A 22,956-nucleotide genomic window follows, 5' to 3' on the forward strand; every position below is an offset into this window, starting at 1 on the left:
TGTTAAATTAACTTTAAATGGAAAATCGCTAGAGAAATATATTACTTCCCTAGCGATTTTATTTTTAGTATGCCTGCCTACACAGCGTCACTAACTGCTATCATTCTTTTCTATTCATTCATCCAGTTGATTAATTCTCTATCAAAAGTATCTGGTTCTTCAAACATTGGATTATGGCCACTTTGTTCAAAAATGACTTTCTTCACATTTTCATATGAATGATCAATTGAATTCCAGAGTGAAACAGGAGCTACTAAATAATCATACCGACCTAATCCTAAAAAAATCGGTTTATCGAAATGAGCCATTGATTGGATTAGATTTCGTTCAGCAAATACTATCCCCCAAAGGTAATCAATAACTTCCATATTAGTATATACGCCATCCCACATAGAAGCAGCATCGAATGTATAATCATAAAAACTATGCGCTCCCATGCGAATACACATATGCACAAACCGTCTTTCAGGATCATTGTTAATATCATTTTCTAAGAAAGCAATATCATGTTCAAATTGCTTTTTTCTCTCAGCACTGGCAGTCTCAGTAAAAAAGGAAAAACTTAGATTTTGTCTGTCTTGACTGTTTGTTGGTGCAGAATTTAATAAAATGACCTTTTGAACAAACTGAGGATATTTTTTAGCATAGGCCAAAGCCATAAATGCATGTCCAGAATGTCCTAAGATGATAATATCTTCAAGCTTGAGCATTTGTCTTGCAGTTTCGATATCGTCTACAATTTTATCTAAAGTATAATCTTCTTTCTTTAAATTGTATGGAGGCTTCACAAAACCTCTATGATCTAAGAAGATAAATTGAAAATGTTTATATAAATTTTCCGAGAACAAGCGCGGATAATATACACTACTACCCACTACCAATATCGGCTTACCTTGTCCCTTCACACAATATTTTAAATCAAATCCTTCACTAAAGATGCTTTGATAATTATTCATCATAATAGTCCTCTTTTCTTTTTTATATAGAAGAGCTATCGTAAGTGCTCTTCTCATTATCACTCCCTTTCTTTTTCACATTCCCGTGTTTTCTCCATAGAACGCTCAAGCATTCTCACTCACCTCAATTAATATTTTCTATGATATTTAAAGTTATAGTTAAAGTAGAATTCTAAAAAAAGTACTTATTTGGCTCATCACCATTACGTGTGGCATATGTTTTAACAAATGTCATCCACATTTTTTGGTGATGTCCCCTTATTTTCCAAGTATACAATGCTTCAAATAAAGAGGTTTGTCTGTCTGGTGCTTAATACTTTGATTTTTCTGTTTTGGGACCGTATAAAGCTTTTGTTAATTGGCGAACTTGTTCTGTTAACACTTCTATTTGTTTCAATGATTGATCCAAATTCTTTGTCAGTTCATTATTTTGCTGATTTGAATGAGCCCATTATTGCTCAAGTATTTGAATGAATCGTTCATTTTGGTTAGAAGATAGGTTACCCACTGTATTCACCACATTTCGTTCAGTATAAGTCATGGATGATTATACCACTTTGGTGAATAGATTTTAAAGACACCTTTTTCTGATTTCGCAATTGCCTTTGGCTGCTGAAGTGATAATCCTTCCAACAGCAAACGAAGCTCCTGTTGTGAAAGATTACGCACTTCCTTTTCATCTTTTGGCCATTGCAGTTTACCGTTATCTAATCGTTTATAAAGCTTTGCTAAGCCATCTCCATCAAAATACAAACATTTACGCCAAAAGCAAATGAGCTAAGCAATTACAGATTGCTTAGCTCATTTTTCATTGCATACTTTCAAGTTTTTGAAATTTAGTTAGTGTCCAAAACCTCTTAAATGTTGCTTTTTGGACACCATCTTCAGTCACTACATTGATTGATTTTACTGATGATCCGGAATAATCACTGCCCGGCCACGCATTCCTCCATGATGAAGCTTCTCATAGGCTTCCGTAATCTGACTGAACGGGAATACATCAATTTCACTCTTGATAAGACCAGCTTCAGCCATAGCGAAAACCTCCTGTACATCGGCTATGGTCCCCCCTTGGAAGTTGAAAACCTCCCCGTCCTGCGGTAGGTTGCCTATCCACGGCTTTTTGAAGGTCCCGCCGCCAGCTCCTACCAGACCATATGAACCGCCTTTTCGTAGCGAAGCAAGACCTGCTTCAATCGTCGCATCAAATCCGGCGAAGTCAAGTACCGCGGCAGCACCGTGGCAGCCAGTCAGTGTACGGATCTCGCTTGCCGTTGATTCCGTAACGCCAATCAACGTCTCGTGCGCTCCGTATTCCCGGGCCAAGTCAAGACGTGAAGGATTCATGTCCACGGCAATAATCCTTGCAGCCGTCATTTGCTTCAAGAATTGGATTGCAAAGCTCCCAAGACCTCCGGCGCCGATAACAACAACACTTGAACCAGGTGTCAGACGCGTAAGCACTCTTTTAACGGCATGATACGACGTTGCCCCGGCGTCAGTTAGCGGTCCTGCTTGCAAAGGATCAAGCTTATTCAGCTTGATGATAAATCGGGAGGATTTCACCAACACGTACTCGGCAAGACCGCCATCTCTACCGTATCCCCTACCGGCTGCACTTTCAATACAGTTGTTGTCCTCTCCCCGAATGCAATACTCGCACACCCCACAGGAATTAGGAGATACAAGCGCTAAAGGTTCGCCGATCGCCAGATTCTCCACGCCGTCTCCCAGCTTTTCTATCCATCCGCCTGTTTCATGGCCTAATGTGAACGGCAGCTGCCAGCCCAAGTATTCAGCCGTTTCCTTAGGAATAGCCTGCATATTAAAATCAGAATGACATAAACCGTTCCCCGCAACTTTCACCAAAATTTCACCTTGCCCCGGTTCTGGCACCTCTACTTCTCGAACTTGCGGCGGTTGTTGCCATTCAACAATTTGATACGCTTTCATAGTTCTTTTCATTTCAATATGCCTCCTTTTTGTAGTTCTAAAATTCCCTATTATCAATTTTACACTCCAGTTCCGATGATCAAGATATCAGTAATACTATGAATAACGATATATCCCCTTTTGTAAATGTAGCACTTTTTTGGCTTTTTATAACTTGTAGAATAGCAGTACAAATGTATAATCAAAATATACAGAATTATATGTAAAAAATTAAGGATTAAATTAGTGAGATTATATAGATAAACTACAAAAAGGAATTAGTGTAGATTTAATTTAATGCTTGAATCATATTTTTCAGCAACCTTTTCTAAAATAGTTGCGGGGCGAGCATGAATTCCTGTTTCTTCAATAACTTGCTATTGTTTTTCAATCATAATTTTTCCCTGCTCCTTTTCTTTTTATTTCACAAGAAAGAGGCTGGCTTTAACGCCAATAATATTAACCAACATCGTACTCCACTTCGATAACACTATTGTCGAGTGGAGGCAAACCTTAGGAAAATACAGAAATTTAAAAGGCGGAATGAAATGGATAAGCGGTTACAACACATCATCAAATTAAGAGAAAACGGTCAATTGGAAGAAGCAAATGAATTAATGGTAGCACTTGTTAAAGAAGAGCCTGAAAATGGATACTATCACTATCAAAGTGCATGGACTTATGATTCATTAGGAAAAGAAAAAGAAGCTGTCCCCCACTATGAAAAAGCCATTCAATTAGGGCTTAAACCAAAAATTTTAGTAGAAGCTTATTTAGGATTAGGTAGCACCTATCGTACATTAGGGAAATATGATCAGGCACAACGTATTTTTGAACAAGCAATAAGCGAGTTTCCAGAAGCTGAACATTTAAAGGTTTTTTATGCTATGACGCTCTATAATCTTGCTGAACATTCAAAGGCTATGGAAACTTTATTAAATACAGTAATTCACACTACTACAGATGAAGGAATAAAAAATTACAGCAAAGCCATTAAGTTTTACAGTGATAAGCTAGATCAAACGTGGGAATAGCACCAAAAACGCATAAAAGATCAGGCTCCAATTTGCGAACCTGATCTTTTGTCTTTTGAAAATACTTTGAGTTTATCGATAAATTTAGGATTCCTCTCGATAAAACAAGTAAAGAAAGCCTTCGTTAACTCAACTGTATAGAGATTCTCTTTTTCCTAAGTAATTCACTTAAATCATTATCATTCTGTCTATGTATTTTAGTTATTTATGCTATGAACATTTCGTTATGACAGAATCTATGATAAAATAAGAACATGCATTCCCTCTCTCTTGATTTTCTTCACGGGAATATTTTGTTAGAAAAATAAATTGGGTGCGAGAATGTATCTTAGAATATAATATTTAATGTCGGATAATCTGTGGTTATAATAAAAGTAAAACGGCTGCTAGTAAAAGCAACCGTCTTTTTATCGTTTTATAGTTCCTTGGAAGCTTGCTGAATGAGTGCAGCTACCATTTTATCCATTTGTGCAAAACGATCGTCTTTTGTTTGACCATTCACATATCGATAATAGATTTGTTGACATATTACCGCTAATTTAAAGTAAGCAAATTTTATATAATAATCGATAGTTGAAACATCTCGCCCACTTTTCTCTGCATATCGGTTAATGAATTCCTGACGTGTATAAAATCCTGGTAAAGTCGTTACTGGTGGCTTTCCAAATGCATATTGAAGCATTTTTGGATCGTCCGCATGCATCCAATAGCTCATGGCCACGCCCAAATCTGCTAATGGATCCCCTACAGTCGTCATCTCCAAATCAAAAAGTCCGATCATTTCAGCATAATCACTAGAAAACATGGCGTTATTAAGCTTGTAATCATAATGTATAATAGTAGCTTCATGATTAGCAGGTAGATGATCCTTTAACCACGTTGTCAACGTTGCTACTTCAGGAAGCTCTGCTGTTTTCGCATTGTCATAGCGCTCAATCCAGCCATGTACTTGGCGTTCCATAAATCCATCTGGCTTCACCATGTCCTTTAACTTCGTTTCCTTATAGGGTATTGCATGGAGAGCAACTAGTGAATCAACCATTTTTTCCGAAATAAGTCGTGCTAATTCTTCCGTATTTTCAGTACCAGGTGGAAAATGAGTGTCAAGTACAATTCCTTTTTTGCGTTCCATTAGGAAGAAATCACTGCCGATAATGTCTCGATCATCAACATACACATAAGGTTTCGGCACAGCAGATAAAAATGGATGTAATGCAGATAAAATGGTAAACTCACGTTTCATATCATGCGCTTTTTTGGCGACTGGTCCATGTGGAGGTCGACGAAGAACCACTTCAAATTCACCTATTTTTAGGCAATAAGTCAAATTTGAATGTCCAGCACTAAACTGTGAAATTTCTAGCTTCCCCTCTGGTAACTCAGGAAATTGGTTCTTTAAAAATGACTGTAATTTCACTTCATCAATACGCTCACTTGCCCTTACTTGTATCGTATCCATCGAACCCCTCCTCTAAATGATTGAACTCATACCGCCATCAACAACGATGACATCCCCTGTCACATAATCTGAGGCAGCCGCTGCTAAAAATAACGCAACACCTTTTAGGTCATTTTCAGATCCTAAACGTTTCAATGGCGTGACCCCCATTAAATAATCTTGTCCACGCTCAATTAAGACTTTTGACATTTTTGTTGGGAAAAATCCTGGTGCAATCGCATTCACATTGACACCATATGGCCCCCATTTTACGGCTAAATCTTTTGTTAAAGTGATGACTGCACCTTTACTTGCGTTATATCCAATTGTATCCATGAAATCAGGCAATGTACCACCAAGCCCTGCAATCGAAGCGATATTGATAATTTTCCCACTCTTTTGTTCGAGCATTATTTTGCCAACAGCTTGGCTCATTAAGAATGTACCATTTACGTTAACATCGAAGACTTTTTGCCAAGCCTCATATGGCATTTCAACAGCAGGAGTACCCCAAGACGCCCCGCTGTTGTTGACTAAAATATCAATTTTCCCAAATGTTTCAATCGTTTTTGACACTACATTTGCTATATCCTCAGGCTTTGTAACATCACAAGCAATGGCCAATGTCTGTACACCTATTTTCGCTAGTTCTGAAGCTACCTCTTCACATGCTTCCACTTTTCGTGAGCACAGTACAACATTAGCGCCAGCCTCTGCAAAGCCTTGTGCAATTTGTGCTCCAAGACCACGTCCGCCTCCTGTTACAATGGCCGTTTTCCCCTTTAAGCTAAATAAGTCTAATACCGTCATTTCACCAGCTCCTCTTGTTTTTTGGTATGCTTTTTTAGCTCTAACTTGGCAACCGTGTTACGATGAACCTCATCCGGTCCATCTGCTAGGCGCAATGTTCGAGAATTTGCCCACTGTGCAGCAAGCGTAGTATCAGGTCCTACACCGGCAGCGCCAAATGCTTGAATCGCTCGGTCAATAACTCTTAATGCCATATTCGGCGCTACCACTTTAATCATCGCAATTTCTGCCTTTGCCTCTTTATTACCTACAGTATCCATCATATACGCTGCCTTTAGCGTTAACAGTCTTGCTTGTTCAATATCAATCCGCGACTCCGCAATACGCTCACGCATCACACCTTGGTCTGCTAACAGTCGATGGAAAGCGTGTCTCTCCTGTACACGCACACACATTTCCTCTAATGCCCGTTCAGCGGCACCAATAAGACGCATACAATGATGGATACGACCTGGTCCTAATCGACCTTGGGCAATCGCAAAGCCCTTGCCCTCTCCCCACAATATATTTTCAACAGGTACTTTAACGTTCGTAAACGTCACCTCACCGTGTCCTTCTGGGGCGTGATCATAGCCAAATACAGAAAGTTTACGTTCTATTTTTACTCCAGGAGTATCCATCGGCACTAAAATCATCGACTGCTGCTCATGGATTGGTGCTGAAGAACCTTTATGTTTCCCCATAAAAATAGCGATTTTACAGCGAGGATCTCCAGCTCCTGTTGTCCACCACTTATGGCCATTTAAAATATAATGATCGCCATCACGTTCAATACTAGCTTCGATATTTGTTGCATCACTAGACGCGACTGCGGGCTCAGTCATCGCAAAGCAGGAACGTATTTCCCCTCGTAATAACGGTTCTAGCCACTGCTTTTTCTGCTGTTCTGAACCATAACGCACAAGCACCTCCATATTCCCTGTATCTGGTGCATTACAATTAAACACTTCAGGGGCAAGTAAAGAACGTCCCATTATTTCACATAAAGGTGCATACTCTAAATTCGTCAAACCCGCACCATATTCACTATCTGGCAAAAATAAATTCCATAAGCCCGTTTCTTTTGCCTTGAGCTTTAATTCCTCCATAATCGGCGGAATCGCTCCCCAACGATTCTCCATTGCCTCTACCTGTGCAGCATACACGGCCTCATTTGGATAAATGTATTGCTCCATAAAATTTGTCAGCTTCTCTTGCAGTTCCACTACTTTTTCGTTATAAGAAAAATTCATTAAAAAGCCCCCTTTGTTTGAACATCAACAAAAATGAATGAATGCTCATTTTCAGTTCTTACAGTAAATGCTACCGCTATATTACTTGTAAATCAACGTCTATTAAATGAAAATTTGAATTATAGAGAAAATTCATACTTTAGATAGTGTTTCGAGCAGATAAAAAATCACATTACGATAAAAAACAAGTCGAAACACTATTTTGTCATAATGTGTGGTAGATTTCCGTTCCGACTTATATAAATGGCATACTTTTTAACAAACGTCATCCACAACTGTTGCATGAAGGTAGATGTCGATATTTTTCGAAAGTTGGTGGATAAATTATAAAAGTTGGGTGATAAATCGAAAAAGTTGGTCGATAAACAATCAAAAGTTCTCGACAAATCTCAAAACTTCAGCAGAAAAAGCAAGAAGTGAAGTCACTACAATCATCATTAAATAGCCGAACATTGAACGGTTAGCGAAATCTTTGTACATTGAAAATAAACAAAAGGAAAACAGTATAAACAGACTAGTTTGTCACCATTCTTGTATATGACAACCGAAGACCATGATAGGTAGAGTTTATTGGAAACGAACAACTTTCTACAATCATTATTGTTATAGTTCGATTTTTAACATAATCAATTAACAACCATGCTCGTTAAAACTCCCCATATTCTAAAGCGTTTTACCGATCTTCATAATATCAGTAATCAATTGACGAATGGCAAAAGGGAGATGGCGATTTTTTAAGTACACCACATACACATTGCGTCGTAAATTAGGACAATCTATTTCTTTCTGTACAATCGTTTTCGCAGTAGGGCCTTTTAAATAATTTTCAGGTAGAATGGTAATTCCTAAGTTTTCACGAACGAGAGACACTGCCGTTTCAAAACGTTCGATTTCGAACTGGATATTAATGTTTTTTTCAGCCTTTTCAAATGCATCTAAAATGTCACGTCTCGTTTGAAAGCCCTCAGTACCAATAATAAAAGGCTCATTACTTAAATCAGCAATCGTCAGTTTATCCTTCTTTGCTAATGGGTGATCTAATGGTAAAACGGCTACAAGTCGCTCTTCATATAAGTTCTTCACTTCAAGATCTTCATCATCCATTATTTGATTTGTAATAATTAAGTGTGTTTTATAGCTTTTGAGCGATTTTTTGACACGCTTACTTCCTAGAATATCTACTAGATGAATCATCATTTGTGGATATGCCTTTTTATATTCTGTAATGACTTTTGGTAGCCAATGCTTAATCGATTCCATAACGCCAATCGTTATTTCGCTTGTGCCATGTACAATCACCTCATCCATTTCAATTTTAAGAACTTCCATGTTTTTCAATATAACTTTAGCTCGTTCATATAAAAGCTCACCTGCTTCTGTTAATTGAAGATTTCTCGTATTCCTTTCAAGTAAAGGTGATCCAATTTCTTGCTCTAATTTCTTAATCGCATTACTTAAGGAAGGCTGAGATATATGTAGTTTTTCTGCTGCCTTTGAGAAGTTCATTTGGTCCGTAACTGCTATAAAATATTGTAATTGTTTAAAATCCAAAGCATCCTACCCCCTATTTATAGTTAAAAGCTATAGATTAATATCAATTATATATTAGTAATTATAATTATGTGAATATATAATAAATTCATGACAATATTAACACTACAATAATATTGGAAACGGAGATGATATAGCTATGTATACAATGACAGATCAAAAACAATGGAAAGGCCGTATAGATTCAACTACAAATTTAAGTAGCTTTCGTTTACATCAAAAAGTGAAAAGAATTCCTATTAATGATGTAAGCGCTTCAGATGATCAGCATGCCGGAATTGTTGGCTTTATTTGTGAAGAGGGTGTCCGTCGTAATCAAGGACGTGTAGGAGCAGCAAGTGCACCTAATGCTCTGCGTGAAGCATTATCTAGCTTACCTTGGACATTTCACGATGAGCAGCAAATTATAGATGTCGGTAACGTTATTTGTCTGAACCACGCATTAGAAGAAGCGCAGCGTGAACTCGGTGAAATTGTCAAAACAATGCTAAATAAAAAATTACAATGTGTCGTGCTAGGTGGAGGACATGAAACCCTATACGGACATTATTTAGGCGTTCGCGCTGCATTACCTAAGGATGCGAAAATTGGGATAGTCAATATCGATGCTCATTTTGATTTACGACCTTATGATGAACAACCATCTTCTGGTACAATGTTCCGTCAGATTTTAGAGCAGGACCCACATGCAGATTACTTTGTTCTAGGCATACAACGATACGGCAATACAAAAGAGCTATTTGAAAAGGCCGATGAATTGCACGTCAACTATGTGTTAGAAGAAAATATGACGGCAGCAAATAAAGCGCAAATCATGCACGATCTTCAACAATTTATGGATAATCATGATTATGTTCTCTTAACGCTATGTATGGATGTGGTAAACGCTGCATTCGCACCGGGTGTTAGTGCTCCATCACCGTTTGGACTAGATCCAACGACTGTCCGTTCAATACTTCAAAAAGTAACTTCGCATCCACATACACATTCTTTTGATATTTGTGAGGTAAATCCTTCACTTGATGAGAACGGACGGACAGTTAAATTAGGTGCTTATTTTGTTTATGAAGCACTTAATAACTTACTTAGGAGGCAAGGTTCATGATTGAATTCAATCAAATCACAACAATATTTTTGGCAGTAGCTCTATTCGCATTGGGTAGCTGGCTCATAAATAAAATAAGTTTTTTAAAACGTTTTTGTATTCCAGCACCTGTAGTTGGCGGCTTACTATTCGCCGCCTTGGCAACTATTTTAAAGACAACTGGCGTATTAGAAATTTCGCTTGATACGTCATTACAAAGCTTATTTATGATCACTTTCTTCACAACAATTGGCTTAGGCGCAAGCTTTAAACTTGTGAAGCTTGGTGGGAAATTATTAATTATTTATTGGTTGGCTTGTGGTTTCCTTGCCTTAATGCAAAATGTTATCGGTGTATCACTTGCGTCTCTAATGGGGATTCACCCATTAATCGGAATGATGGCTGGTGCTGTTTCTATGGAAGGTGGTCATGGTGCTGCCGCGGCATTTGGACAAACATTAGAAGACTTAGGTATTTCTTCAGCCATGACAATTGGTGCAGCTGCGGCTACATGTGGCTTAGTTGCTGGTGGCTTAATCGGTGGTCCTATTGTAAAATACTTAGTTGGTAAATATAATCTAACGCCTGATGAACAAGAAGCTGAAGAAGTTGATTTTGAAAATAAACATGAACAAATTACATCCGATTCATTCTTTACACAAGTATTATTAATAACGTTCTGTATGGCGGTAGGTACATATGTTGGAACATTATTCTCAGAAGCTACTGGCTTTGTATTACCTAGCTATGTCGGTGCAATGTTTGTAGCTGTGCTAGTGCGCAATATTATGGATAAAGTAAAACCTGAAGCGATTAACATGAAAAGCATTTCTTTAATTGGCGATGTTACTTTAGGTATCTTCCTTTCAATGGCACTCATGAGTATTAAATTATGGGAAATTGCTGATTTAGCACTTCCACTATTCATCATTGTTTTCGCACAAGTATTCTTTATTGTTCTATTTAGTATCTTTGTATTGTTTAAATTACTTGGAAAAAATTACGATGCTGCGGTTATGGTCGCTGGTTTTGCCGGACACGGTTTAGGGGCAACACCAAATGCAATGGCCAATATGTCAGCCGTTGTCCACCGTTTCGGTCCATCTAAAAAAGCATTTCTCGTTGTGCCAATTGTAGGAGCGTTTTTGATCGACGTATTCGGTATTCCTATTATTATTACGACTATCAATTTATTTAAATAATGAAAGTGCCGTGCAATCGACAGTTGCACGGCACTTTTTAATAGCTTATAGATTATTGTAATATTTCACTAACAGTTACAAATTCATAGCCTTGTTTTTGCAAATAAAGAATAACATTTTCCAGACCATTTGCTGTTGATTGATGAATATCATGCATTAAAATAATGCTTCCATCTTTCACAGACGATTTCACATACGATAAAATTTTATCTGCATTGCGATGCTTCCAATCAAGTGTATCTATCGACCATAAAATGGAAGGCATAGTAATAACTGAACGAACTTTATCACTCGTTGCCCCATATGGTGGACGGAAAACTGTTGGATATTGACCGATTGCTTTATATATAGCATCGCTAGTTTTATTAACCTCTTGTTTAACATTTGCTGTCGATAAGTTTGTTAACTTCGAATGATTCCAAGTATGATTGCCTATTTCATGGCCAGCCTCATAAATTTGCTCTACCAATGCTGGATTTCTCGAGACATTTGTCCCAACCATAAAAAATGTAGCCTTTGCATCATATTTCTTTAAAATCGCTAAAACTTGTGGGGTTACTTTTGCATCTGGCCCATCATCAAACGTTAAAGCCACACGCTTCTTCTGCCCTTTCGCTGCTGGTACACCTTTATTATATACTTTATTATCAAGTATTTGGATATTTGCTAGCTCAGAAGCTTTCACATAACCCTTTTGGTCGCCTGCTTCTACATAAGCCCAACCTGCAATCGTTGTAAAGTGCTGAACGCTCGTTTTATTGGCAAGCGTACCAACGACCTCGCCACTTGGGCTAGCTGTTACACGAAGTACAGCACCATTTACCGCATTTACTCGTTTCTTTGTTGCAACAGCTTTCTTTAAAGAATTCGTAGCAACATAGCCTGTTTCTTGACCATATTGGACAAAAGACCAACCTCCAGGTGCTGATCCATAAACAAAAATAAGAGTGTTTTCATTAAGCTGTCCTGTTTTTTGTGCACTTGGACTAGGATATGTAAATAAAGTTGTGCCACCTTTTTTCGTCACTACATATTTTTCGGACGTTAGGCTTTTTAATGCGGCCGTTTCTACGTATCCCTCTAGCTGTTGAACCTTTATTTTAGTCCATTCCTGATTTACAGGTGTAGCGGTTACATAACTCCCTTTTGCTACTTGACCAATTCCGGCACTTTCTACGGAAGGTTCTACATAAACTGTCGTGTCTTTTACTACTGATTGAATAACGGTTGTTCCCTCAGCATTTGCTGAGGCAAAATCTACAAACACAAAGCTGATTAAAAATGTCAAAAATATAGCATAGGGTAAAAGCTTTTTCATTGTTCAACACCGCCCTTATCATTACTGAAGTCTTTTTTCATATGTTTTCTCTGAAAAAATCTAAGATTCGACTTTAATTATAAATTAATAGACTATACCAGAAAATAGTAGGATTCAACTAGTTTTTAAGAATAAAAATTTCTTTATTAGCGTTTTTTGGTAGCTAAGATCAACGGCATATTGTTGAAATGTTTACTGAAGCTTTTCTAAAAAATTTTTCTTTTTTCTTTGTTATTTCAATAAATACATGCAACACCTCCCCTCTTACATCAAAATGATCGATTGTATCCCCAAGCGTGAATACATTGTTAGCTATTTTATCGACATCCAAATGATTCCCAACACTTGTGCCGATCAAAGGCTCCCAAAACGCCTTCTCTTTTTTGGGTGTATGAAGTCACCCTATTCATAAGACGATTGAAACGGTTAAAAAAGTTATTTATTTTTTCGTATTTTTTTCATTCATAATGCGTCATACGCTGTATATGCATCTTCAATATGGAGTGGTGGTGTCCAAGCTTGCCCATTCGCATTTGTCGTAACGAAAATATATTGTTCACCATCTTTTTCGATAATAGAGGCTAAGCATAGGCCTGCTTCAGGTGTGTAGCCCGTTTTTCCACCCAATAATGCACCTTCCCCATTTGGTAATTTTGACAAAAGTGAGCTTGATATTGTTAGCTCATTCGGTACATGAGTTGTATAGCTTTTAGAAGTCAATATTTGATAAAATGTAGGATTTTCAATAGCGTAACGAAATAACTTACTAATATCACGGACACTGGAGACATGATCGTCATCATGTAATCCACTGGCATTCACAAAATGCGTATCGTCCATCCCGAGTTCATGCGCTTTATTATTCATTAACGTCACAAATGCCTCTTCACTACCCGCAATGGCATTTGCAATTGTTCCTGTAGCATCTGCCCCAGAGGCAAGCAATGTACCATATAATAAATCCTCAATCGTCACAAAATCTCCTGCCTGAAAGCCAGCCATGGATGCATTTTGAGCAGTAAATTTAGAAATCATTTGCGGTTCAACAATTGTTTGCTTCTGTAGATCAGGACTCATCTCAATGGCAACAATCGCTGTCATGATCTTCGTTAATGATGCAGGATAAATAATGGCATCTGCATTTTTTTCGTACAATACATCTCCATTTTTATTCAGTAACAAAGCATTTTTGCTATGTAACGAAGATAGGTCTATTTGCGAATGTTGCGTTGTGTTATTTGTATAATAAAAAAAGAATGCAGCCACACATATACAACAAAATACGACAAATTTCTTCATAAAAAAACGCCTCCCACACATTATAATAGGAGACATTTCTGAATATTCCTGTAGGAGATTGATGAAGAAATTCTTAAGAATTGATTTTTTTCATTCATAAAAATCATCGAAATTTGAACAAATTCTTGTAATTTTTTTATTCGCTAATTTAAAAAATACATCCTGAGATACTTCTAGCTTCAGTGCATCTTCCTTTTTTAGATCAGCATAAATGCCACGTAAGATGCGACCTGTTAGACCGTGGGAAATAACAATAACTTTCGGTATATGTTGAATGTCTTCTAGCCAAGCACTTAGTCTGCTCACTACCAAGTCATAAGCTTCTCCATTAGGAGCATTAAAATACCAATTATACACGTCTGTGTTATGCAAAAGGTTTGGCCAAGAACTTTCAATTTCTTTCGTTGTTAATCCTGCCCATTGCCCCACAGCAACCTCGGTTAAGCGATCTTCTTTTTCAATATTCTTCAAATCAAATCCAATTGTTTCACAAATGATTTCAGTACTTTGCATTGCCCTTCCTAATGGGCTCGACACAATTTTCCATTCGTTAGGATCCCCAATCAAACTTCTCAGCATTACAGCATTTTGTTGTACTTGATGTATGCCAGCTTCTGTTAATGGAGAATCGAGCTCTCCTTGGTATCGTCCTTGTGTGTTAAATTCAGTTTCACCATGACGAAGTAAGTAAATCGTTTGGTTCTTCAATATTGTTTCCCCCTATAATTTCTCCCTAGTTATGACTAATATTAATACAATAGAATAATATAGACAATTCCAAAGAATAAACATAATGGACTGTAAAACCAAGTATCGTATCTAGCAAACTGTGAGTGTTTTATTTTTTTAAAAAATCCAACATACTTAAAATCGCCGACTGCCCGAATAATGAAAACGAAAGCACAGACAACACTTCCGATTTTAGATAAACCATTTGCTTGATAACCTTGCAAATACCCTCCTTGAACAACAAGAACGACACTCGCCATGAAAATAAGAATAGCAACTAACAATGTCCCCCATTTTCTAGGAGTAAAAGCAGGTTTATGCTCTCCCTCTCTTACTGGGATAGCAGCTGCAGAACCCCAACGACCTCCAAAAGCCCAATAAATATGCAACAAACTGATAAACCACAGAAGTCCTACAGCTACTAATATTACAAATAATTTCATTTACTCGCCCCCAATGTAGTAATTCAAACAAAACATACACAAGCGTATGTTTATAGTAAAAATGTTGTCCCTTCAGGCTTTATAACCTTATTAGGGACATTAATTATCGAATAATCAATTATGCCTCGGCACGATGGTTTTTGTGCGAAAGCGCAGTGCTAACGTAACGACAGCAACACGATGTTTTTTGTGCGAAAGCGAAGCGACAGCAACACGATGTTTTTTCCACAGGACGTGGCATTTTTAGACTAAGTTCCTCTATTTCAACGGATGTTTGGACTCCCGCTGAAAGAAGTTAAAAGCTCAACCATTTTTTCAATTTCAAAATTAGGATTTGCTTCAAATCTTGTCATCCATCCTACATACGTTAAATAGGCAAGTCTCGCTCGATCCATTGATTCCGGCTCGTCTATGCCCATTTTTTGATACAATTTTGCAACACAAGAAATTCTCTGTTCTTCAATATCTACTAAACGCGTTGCCACAACAGGATCATATTTAGCCCAAGTATAAATGCCAATTTCCATTTTTTTATCTCGATTAAAACTAATTTGTAATAGCTGTTCTAATGAGGCATCTTCTTGTTCCATACTTTGTACAATCAGCTTTGTTGCATGCATTTCCCAATAGTCGAGCATAGAATCTAACAGCTCTTGATGGTCACGAAAATAGTGATAGAAGCTCCCTTTGCTTATTTTTAGCAATCGAGCAAGTGCTTCAATGCGAACTTTATGTATTCCTTCATCAGCTAATTGTTGTAATCCTGCTTTTATCCAATCTTCTCTCGTTAATTGCATGTCATCTCTCCAGTAAAATACGGCACCGTATGTTTTATGTTAGATTACAATTAATTTCATTTTTTGTCAATTATTCAGCTCATCACCAAAACGTGTGGTTGATTTCCGTTCCGGCTGGGCGCTTTCCTGGGGGCGTCCGATGAGCCGCTTCACTCGCTTTGCTCGCTCCAGGGTCTCACCTGTGACGCTGATCCCCAAGGAGTCGCCCAGCCTCCACTCCAATCAACAATATACAGGGCATATATTTTAAAAAATGTCATCCACAACTTTTGGTGCTGGGCTTCAATTATTCATTCGGATTATTTTTATGAACTTTGATATTGTTGTTAATCGTTACATTAATCGTTATCACCCTTGGTAAAATACAAGCACATACTAAAATTATTGACACAAATTTTTTCATTATTATTCTTCCTCTTTTCCTATTTCTTTGTGGGAAAAGCCAAGGTTTTTAGGTTACCTTGGCCATGGTTCCCAACAACTAAAATGTATTATCAAATAGATTTTCTGCTATGCCTAGTAAAATATCTTCTTCTGCAAATTCCATTAATTCATCTTTCGTAATATTCTCCTGTTGAATGAGACGGTTGGATTGAATCGTCACAAGCTTTTCAAATAAATTTCGAATATAACGACCGTTTGAGAAATTTAGAATTGATTCAACTGGAATTTGATGCAATTGGACCTTCATATGGTGTGCAAATGCTTCACCATATTGATAATCATTATTTTTACATAGCATGGCGAAAATATCATAAAGCTCATCCGTGCTAAAATTATCGAATTTTACAAAATGATTGAAGCGTGACTTAAACCCTGGATTGGCTAATAAAAATTCCTCCATGAGCTCTGTATAACCAGCGACAATGATAACTAAATCATCACGTAAATCTTCCATCGCCTTTAATAGACTATCAATCGCTTCTTTTCCAAATGCGTCTTGTTTATCATTGATTAATGCATAGGCTTCATCAATAAAGAGTACGCCACCTTTTGCTTTATTCACAACTTCCTGAACCTTTAAAGCCGTCTGACCCACATATCCTGCTACTAAGCCCGCACGATCTGTTTCCACAAAATGCCCGCTTGAAAGTACACCAAGATGCTTATATAGTTGGCCTATTATACGGGCAACGGTCGTTTTTCCTGTACCTGGATTCCCAGAGAACACAAGATGATATGTTATCGGGAAGCTTGTTAAGCCATGATCGACACGTAAGCTTTGAATTTTAATAAAGTTAATGAGATTATGTAATTCCTTTTTGGCATTAGGAAGCCCTACAAGTCCATCTAGCTGCTTCTGTAATTTTTCAATCTCTCGCTCAATTTCTGGTGTTATTCGTAAACGTTCACCATTGATAAATTCACCACTATAAATAATTTTCCCTTCTTCATTAAAATAGTCTCCCCGACCATGCTTTTCACCATTTACAAGTTCCCCGATATAAGAAGCCTGTCCATTAGCGTAATAAAGAGTTCCATGTCCTGTCATAGCATCCTCTTTAAATTGACCCTCCGCTTCGATAACGCCTTGTCTGGAATAGACTTTTCCTTTTCCGTGCTTCAAATCCTCAAAGAAATAGCCTTCATACTGAAGTGTTGTTAAACCATTTGCAAGTTCCTTAGCACTTGGCGACTTTGGAGCATCATAAAGCTTTCCTGCACCTTGCATATGATTCCATATAAAATCACCTTCATATTGTAAAAAACCACTTGGATAATATTGTTTTCCCTTTCCTTTCTTCATGCCATGGACAAAATCACCCTCATATAGCGGCTGATTTAAATGTGAATACTGTGCACGAAGCTCTTTAAACGGGGCAATAACATCATCCTCATAATACAAAATTCCGTAACCTTCCATTAAATCATTGCGAAAATGCCCCTCATAATAGACCTTACCACCTTTGTATAAAATACCATTTCCTTGTTTTTTATTTTGAATAAATTCGCCCTGATAAATCATTTGTCCTTTTAAATACATGATGCCGTTACCTTGCTTCATATGATTGGCGAATTCACCCTCAAATAACAATTCACCTTCCTGATCAAATAACGTCCCCTTTCCATCATAAATGTCATGTCCAAAGTCGTTCTTCTTTACACCGCCACGATACATTAATATACCATTTGGATAAAATATCTCTTTTTCTTCATAATTATGTGTCATTTAATTGCCATCCTTTATCATTTCAGTATATGCTCAATTATAGCGTGGAAAATAATACATATGTGCGAATTTTTAGAATTTAAGGAGTTTAACATGAAAAAAAGATATAAAGTATTAATCGCTATCCTATTACCTCTTATCATTTTATTTATTTCAACAATGCTACTAACTCGCGATTCAACTTTTGACGAAGAGGTTATTGAACGACTTGATATCAAGCAAATTAAAGAAATTGAAGTAATTCGAGCTTCTGATGAAAAAACAATCACTATTACAGATGCGAATAAAATCAATCAAATTATGAAAAATTTAGATGACCAACCACTTCGCAAAGTATATTTTGCCAATTCGGATTATGATGAGGCTTATTGGTTAACATTGCATATTAATGATAATCGTGAAGTTGGCTTACGTTTGGATGACGAAAAGCATTTATTTGTTTATTTATATGAGGAAAGCTATATGAAAGATTATGACCTTTTAGGGGATTTTAATATGACCTTTATTGAGGAACTTTTTTATGAAATATAAATACCATGCCAATGGTAAAAATCCGCTTATAGTCTACGCGGATTTTTACCACTTACATACGTAACCTTCTAGCATATTAAACGTTTATATAGCGATAATTTTGCTGCATCGATTGAATCGTGTCAATGATCTCTTCTCGAAGCTCAATTGGCTCTAACACCTCTATGTTTGCCCCTTGGCTCAGTAGCCACATTTTAATACCACGTCCAAAAACCTCTGCTTCAAATAAACATTGCCCATCTTTATTGGATATTATTTTTGCAGTTGGTAAACGATCTAATACAGCCTGCGGAGATGCTCCTTTAAATATAAATTTTATACGCATCAGCTCGCCAGCATGCATAAACTGGATACGTTTACGAAACTCACCTTCTTGAAAACGCTCGGCATATGGTATTTGAAACTTTTTATCTAGCTCAAGAAAATGTTGTATACGGTCGACTCTATAGACAATTGGCAAATCCTTTTCATGCTTATTATCATAAGCAATTAAATAAAAGTAGTACTCTGAGAAAATGACGGCGAGCGGTTTTAAGATCTTTTCTTTAGGAATTATTTCACCTTCACGCAAATAATCAATTTTAATGATTTTCTTCTTTTGAATCGCCTCTGAAAGACACCAAATTAAATGTAGTAAAGATTTTTTATGATTTAAATCTACGTACAAATGTTTTTCATTTAAAATAATGTTGTGAATAAATTCCTGCTTATCAGTTGCAACAATCGAAATAAGTTTATCTATAATATCACTCATTTCTGATTTTAACAGTGCTCTAGATTCAATCAAAATTTTGACAATCGCCAACACTTGCTCTTTTGATAAAATATTTTTTCCTGTTTTCGTCAGCCGGTACACCTTTTCTACTCGCACATATTCTAAATGGCAATCCAATTTAGTTTTTTCAATATAAGCTCGAATTTCATTTAAATCCCGTTGTATGGTTTTTTCACCAACATTATGTGTAAATGCTTCTTGTTTTTTGTTAATTCCTTGACCATCCATCAATCTGTCAAACATCGAAATGACTCGATAGCCTTTATTTTGTTGTGAATCTACCATATATCCCACTCTTTCTTCATAGTTACTCCCCCATTATACAAAACGACTTGGACACTATTAGTCCTTATAACTACGGAATTTCTATTTTATTGGTATAATTGGCACTATACTAATTTAGCAACAAAATATCTTTAAACAGACTAAACATACTATATTTTTGTTATAATTAACTTTAATTTTACAATGAATAACGGCTTTACACATAAAAAGAACTCCAATCTTTTCGATTGAAGTCCTCACCAGTTTATTTTTTTACTCTTACCTATGCACCACCCATGACAAACGCCTCACAAAACCTTTCTCCAACAATTATATTACTCCTAATTACTCCACTACTTCCTACATAGCTTACGCAACCATTTCTTGAGAGTGAACGAGCATTTCTACCTACTCACTTCATCTCTCCTTCAGTCCTGCTACAATATCTGTTGTTGAAAGGTTGAAAGTAGCATACTAAACTGCTATTTTTTATAGTTTTGAACGGCTTGGACAGCTTCTTCAATGGAAGATGTAATGATGCCATTACGTTTAATCAAGCCTATGACAAATAAATTGCGATAAACAAATTGATTTTCCATTCCGTCGCGTACAAGTGCCTCTATTTTCATCATATTGTCTCGACCTTGTTGACGAACATCTGTAAATACACCAACGATTGGTCGATTCAACATGGCAAATGCACCGATCTCTGCTGCCACACCCGAATCAATTTCAACGCCATCTAAAACAGCTACTAAAACATCACTATTTTGTAGCATCTCTAAATCCGCTTGTGCAATCGCCAAACTATCTGCATATGCCGTTTTATCATTAATCGCGTCATTCTCCTGCGGTACATATAATTCAATACCTGGTACTGCCTCTCTAATTGCTGCAGCGAGTTGCTCGTTGACTAAACGATCTCCTAAAGAAAATAATCCATTTGCTAAGTATGCCTTCATTAATAAAACTCCTATTCCAATATTTTTTCAAACACTATTTTATGTCTACCTTTATGATCAACAAATGTTGAAACAATGTCAAAACCGTGTTTCAAGTTTGTTATAAGCATTGCCTTTCGCTCATTTCTACCATATGTACGAACTTTATTAAAGCCAAGAGCTTGAAGATGTTCATGCTGCTTCCTCATTAACCGGCTGGCAATTCCTTGACCACGTTGCTTTTCATGTACACCACCTAACCAGCTATAAAAAACACCATCGGGATGTGTGTAGCCTAGTTTAAAACCTATTATATCCTCATTCTCTACTGCTAATAAACAAATTAGCCCTTCTTTACTTTCAAGTTTTTCTAGTGGTAGATTTGCTCCATCAAATACATGTGCATGGATTTCCTGTAATTGCTTCAACCAATCATATGGTACACCTTCAATTGTGACGATATGCATTTGTATCACCCCTATCTGTATAGTCGTTAATTATAGCAGAAAAGGTTTAACTACAAAGTTGAACATTCATATTCACTCGTGTTGTAGTATTTTGCAAAAAAAGGTGAATTCATAGAGATGCTGTGGGGTTATTCTTAGTTTATTTTTCCTACCTTCTCTCCTTGTGATCATTCTAAATAATCAAAATTAACTATTTTATGGATATTTTCATATTATATATTTTCGTTGCAAGTCGCATTAAGTATACTTGACATAATCACTTTTGATTAATAAAAGGAGGTAATTTTATGACACCATTAAACAGTTGGCTAACAAATACGCTTCGCCCTTATTTCGGATTACATCCCATTGAAGAGCATTGGGGGACGATTGAAATCCGAGATGATTATTACATTTGCGTGGACGGTGATATCATAAAAAAACGTATCTTCGTTAATGAGCAAGCTTATCAAGAAGCGGATGTAGAGATCCCAACAAGAAATTGTGAAGTAATTCTCCCTCAAACTGCCCGCGGTAAAGAGAAAAAAATGAATTATACCAATATTTCCAGCGTTAAAGCGAACGGGGTTGTTTTTTCTGCTGGCGTGCGTACCGAGGACCCGCCATCTAGTCACATTAACGCTCGCAATATGAAAACCTATTTCTCACTGCCCCTGACCAACATGAAGAATTTAACGAGCAAAGAGGAAATCGTTGAGTGGCTACATCAGTATCCGTCAAATTTGCCTCCAGACTATGATTTACAGCTAGAAAAGCTCACAAGGAAAAAAAGCTTACGCTATAAAGCTGTTCCAGGAGATATTTTCCGAGTTGAAATTGATTTATTCACAGACGGCTTTGTGCTTGTTATTGGAGATTTACGCCAAATGCAAAAAGATGGTCTATTTTCGAAAGATAGTCTATGGAATGATGTCATGACGATGCCGCTTTTTATTCGACCTTATCTGTTTAAAACAACTAATCGTTGCCCAAGTATTGAGGATATTACATCAGTCCAATTATCTGAACAAACCTTGATTGTCATGGACGACCTATTTATGCGGGGTGGCTATGAAAAAGTTGGACACAAAACGCTAACTGAAACAGATATTCTCCTGCCACTTGGTTACGGTATAAACATCGATAATGGAAAAGAAGAGCGCTACCGCCTTTCCTGGGGCACAGGAACAATTAGCAAGTCAGAACAAGAAACTTCTTTTAAGACGGGAAGCCGTTTTTCTAATTATGGCGTACAAGCAGGCATTGATGTCAAGTGCTTTGATACTTTTTCTCGGTCTCGTTCACTGGATAATCCGTTATACACCAAGGAGCACAAACAGGCACTGGCGGAATTTGGCTTTCCAAAGGATATTACATACGATGAATTCAACCGTCAAACAGGTGGGCTCACTAGGCTGGAGTATTTAGATTATTTATCGAAAAAATATGCCCGCACCCGTAAATAAAGGATATAAATACTATACAGATGATTTTTCGGTTTGAGATAACAGGACAGTTATCTCAAACTAGGTATCTTTTGATTTGCTGCTTAAATACCTTTTTATCATAAATTTTACGTGGATAACGTTCTTCTTTCAGTACCTCGTAAAGAACACATTGACCTTCCTTGTAGAATACTGTGACATCTTCGCATTCATCATAAAGGTGCCGTGATAATTGTTTTACTGATTCAATAGCTTCTTTTCCACTGATTCTCCATCCGAATCTAATCATATCGCTCTGGTCCATTGCGTCTCGATAAGTGTCAAAAACAATACATGTACCTGGCTCATGTTTATTGGAAAACACTAGGACATGACCAGTATGTACAGGCTGGTTAAAATAACGCTCGTGAATATCCTCGATTGGTGCACGAATACCAATAGCATCCATAATCGCTTTAAAGTTCGGGTGAGGTATGTATTCATCTTTCCATTCGTCGGGATAATGCACTAGTTCTGAAATCGATGTCATAATCCAAAATTCATAATACAAATTCAATCT

Annotated in this window: 24 protein-coding genes; 5 read left to right on the forward strand and 19 right to left on the reverse strand. The window is 37.1% G+C overall.

What is annotated here, in order from left to right; all coding sequences use genetic code 11:
- Positions 1-110: 110 nt before the first annotated feature.
- The 4 genes from QUF91_RS15365 to QUF91_RS28140 form a co-directional block, all read right to left on the reverse strand.
- Positions 111-956, reverse strand: coding sequence for an alpha/beta fold hydrolase (locus QUF91_RS15365; protein WP_289418364.1), 846 nt, complete (start codon positions 954-956; stop codon positions 111-113).
- A 537-nt stretch (positions 957-1,493) separates the two neighbouring features.
- Positions 1,494-1,709 (reverse strand): IS66 family insertion sequence element accessory protein TnpB, encoded by a 216-nt coding sequence (tnpB, locus tag QUF91_RS15370; RefSeq protein ID WP_289418365.1) that lies wholly within the window; start codon positions 1,707-1,709, stop codon positions 1,494-1,496.
- A gap of 153 nt (positions 1,710-1,862) precedes the next feature.
- A complete protein-coding gene (locus QUF91_RS15375; protein WP_289418366.1) occupies positions 1,863-2,921 on the reverse strand; it encodes an NAD(P)-dependent alcohol dehydrogenase in 1,059 nt (352 codons plus the stop codon).
- Positions 2,922-3,166: 245 nt separating this feature from the next.
- On the reverse strand, positions 3,167-3,259 hold the full coding sequence (locus tag QUF91_RS28140) for an HPr family phosphocarrier protein (RefSeq protein WP_353957871.1): 93 nt from the start codon (positions 3,257-3,259) through the stop codon (positions 3,167-3,169).
- Between the two features lie 177 nt (positions 3,260-3,436).
- On the opposite strand from QUF91_RS28140, the gene QUF91_RS15380 reads away from it, so the two are divergent.
- A complete protein-coding gene (locus tag QUF91_RS15380; protein WP_289418367.1) occupies positions 3,437-3,922 on the forward strand; it encodes a tetratricopeptide repeat protein in 486 nt (161 codons plus the stop codon).
- Between the two features lie 415 nt (positions 3,923-4,337).
- Here the strand turns inward: QUF91_RS15380 and QUF91_RS15385 are convergent, their stop codons facing one another.
- From QUF91_RS15385 to QUF91_RS15400, 4 genes are all read right to left on the reverse strand, one after another.
- Positions 4,338-5,381, reverse strand: coding sequence for a phosphotransferase family protein (locus QUF91_RS15385; protein ID WP_285395899.1), 1,044 nt, complete (start codon positions 5,379-5,381; stop codon positions 4,338-4,340).
- 12 nt (positions 5,382-5,393) lie between these two features.
- Positions 5,394-6,170: an SDR family oxidoreductase gene (locus tag QUF91_RS15390; protein ID WP_285395898.1), complete on the reverse strand. Its 777-nt coding sequence runs from the start codon at positions 6,168-6,170 to the stop codon at positions 5,394-5,396.
- Positions 6,167-7,402 carry an acyl-CoA dehydrogenase family protein gene (locus tag QUF91_RS15395; protein WP_289418369.1) on the reverse strand — a complete coding sequence of 412 codons (1,236 nt, stop codon included), beginning with the start codon at positions 7,400-7,402 and terminating at the stop codon, positions 6,167-6,169. The genes QUF91_RS15390 and QUF91_RS15395 overlap by 4 nt, the downstream gene beginning before the upstream one ends.
- A gap of 663 nt (positions 7,403-8,065) precedes the next feature.
- Entirely contained in the window at positions 8,066-8,953 is an 888-nt protein-coding gene (locus QUF91_RS15400) for a LysR family transcriptional regulator (RefSeq protein WP_289418371.1), read from the reverse strand.
- Positions 8,954-9,092: 139 nt separating this feature from the next.
- Here QUF91_RS15400 and hutG point away from each other — a divergent pair, with 139 nt between their 5' ends.
- Positions 9,093-10,058, forward strand: coding sequence for a formimidoylglutamase (gene hutG, locus QUF91_RS15405; protein ID WP_289418373.1), 966 nt, complete (start codon positions 9,093-9,095; stop codon positions 10,056-10,058).
- Positions 10,055-11,239 (forward strand): sodium/glutamate symporter, encoded by a 1,185-nt coding sequence (gltS, locus tag QUF91_RS15410; RefSeq protein ID WP_289418374.1) that lies wholly within the window; start codon positions 10,055-10,057, stop codon positions 11,237-11,239. The genes hutG and gltS overlap by 4 nt, the downstream gene beginning before the upstream one ends.
- A 52-nt stretch (positions 11,240-11,291) precedes the next feature.
- On the opposite strand, the gene QUF91_RS15415 is transcribed toward gltS, so the two are convergent.
- The 7 genes from QUF91_RS15415 to QUF91_RS15445 form a co-directional block, all read right to left on the reverse strand.
- Positions 11,292-12,557: a polysaccharide deacetylase family protein gene (locus QUF91_RS15415; RefSeq protein WP_285395893.1), complete on the reverse strand. Its 1,266-nt coding sequence runs from the start codon at positions 12,555-12,557 to the stop codon at positions 11,292-11,294.
- Positions 12,558-13,019: 462 nt separating this feature from the next.
- Positions 13,020-13,856 (reverse strand): D-alanyl-D-alanine carboxypeptidase family protein, encoded by an 837-nt coding sequence (locus QUF91_RS15420; RefSeq protein WP_289418375.1) that lies wholly within the window; start codon positions 13,854-13,856, stop codon positions 13,020-13,022.
- A 90-nt stretch (positions 13,857-13,946) separates the two neighbouring features.
- A complete protein-coding gene (locus QUF91_RS15425; protein WP_289418378.1) occupies positions 13,947-14,564 on the reverse strand; it encodes a histidine phosphatase family protein in 618 nt (205 codons plus the stop codon).
- Between the two features lie 41 nt (positions 14,565-14,605).
- A complete protein-coding gene (locus QUF91_RS15430) occupies positions 14,606-15,028 on the reverse strand; it encodes a DUF3995 domain-containing protein (protein WP_289418379.1) in 423 nt (140 codons plus the stop codon).
- Positions 15,029-15,291: 263 nt separating this feature from the next.
- A complete protein-coding gene (locus tag QUF91_RS15435; RefSeq protein WP_285395889.1) occupies positions 15,292-15,825 on the reverse strand; it encodes a TetR/AcrR family transcriptional regulator in 534 nt (177 codons plus the stop codon).
- A 66-nt stretch (positions 15,826-15,891) separates the two neighbouring features.
- Positions 15,892-16,023 carry a hypothetical protein gene (locus QUF91_RS15440; protein WP_285395888.1) on the reverse strand — a complete coding sequence of 44 codons (132 nt, stop codon included), beginning with the start codon at positions 16,021-16,023 and terminating at the stop codon, positions 15,892-15,894.
- A gap of 283 nt (positions 16,024-16,306) precedes the next feature.
- The gene (locus tag QUF91_RS15445; protein WP_289418389.1) at positions 16,307-17,995 is read right to left on the reverse strand and encodes an AAA family ATPase; all 1,689 of its coding nucleotides are present in this window, start codon (positions 17,993-17,995) and stop codon (positions 16,307-16,309) included.
- A 93-nt stretch (positions 17,996-18,088) separates the two neighbouring features.
- Here QUF91_RS15445 and QUF91_RS15450 point away from each other — a divergent pair, with 93 nt between their 5' ends.
- Complete coding sequence (locus tag QUF91_RS15450) at positions 18,089-18,526, forward strand: hypothetical protein (protein ID WP_289418390.1); 438 nt, start codon at positions 18,089-18,091, stop codon at positions 18,524-18,526.
- Between the two features lie 76 nt (positions 18,527-18,602).
- On the opposite strand, the gene QUF91_RS15455 is transcribed toward QUF91_RS15450, so the two are convergent.
- The 3 genes from QUF91_RS15455 to QUF91_RS15465 all read right to left on the reverse strand — a co-directional run bounded on the left by QUF91_RS15455 (position 18,603) and on the right by QUF91_RS15465 (position 20,973).
- Positions 18,603-19,586 (reverse strand): helix-turn-helix transcriptional regulator, encoded by a 984-nt coding sequence (locus QUF91_RS15455; protein ID WP_289418391.1) that lies wholly within the window; start codon positions 19,584-19,586, stop codon positions 18,603-18,605.
- A 461-nt stretch (positions 19,587-20,047) separates the two neighbouring features.
- On the reverse strand, positions 20,048-20,527 hold the full coding sequence (locus tag QUF91_RS15460) for a nucleoside 2-deoxyribosyltransferase (protein ID WP_285395884.1): 480 nt from the start codon (positions 20,525-20,527) through the stop codon (positions 20,048-20,050).
- An 11-nt stretch (positions 20,528-20,538) separates the two neighbouring features.
- On the reverse strand, positions 20,539-20,973 hold the full coding sequence (locus QUF91_RS15465; RefSeq protein WP_285395883.1) for a GNAT family N-acetyltransferase: 435 nt from the start codon (positions 20,971-20,973) through the stop codon (positions 20,539-20,541).
- Between the two features lie 287 nt (positions 20,974-21,260).
- Between QUF91_RS15465 and QUF91_RS15470 the strand changes: the two genes are divergently transcribed.
- Positions 21,261-22,418, forward strand: a complete 1,158-nt coding sequence (locus QUF91_RS15470) for an immunity 26/phosphotriesterase HocA family protein (protein WP_289418392.1) — start codon at positions 21,261-21,263, stop codon at positions 22,416-22,418.
- 55 nt (positions 22,419-22,473) lie between these two features.
- Here QUF91_RS15470 and QUF91_RS15475 read toward each other — a convergent pair whose 3' ends face one another.
- Complete coding sequence (locus QUF91_RS15475; RefSeq protein ID WP_285395881.1) at positions 22,474-22,947, reverse strand: hypothetical protein; 474 nt, start codon at positions 22,945-22,947, stop codon at positions 22,474-22,476.
- Positions 22,948-22,956: the final 9 nt, after the last annotated feature.

The organism is Lysinibacillus sp. G4S2, assembly GCF_030348505.1.
In the GTDB taxonomy this organism is placed as follows: domain Bacteria; phylum Bacillota; class Bacilli; order Bacillales_A; family Planococcaceae; genus Lysinibacillus.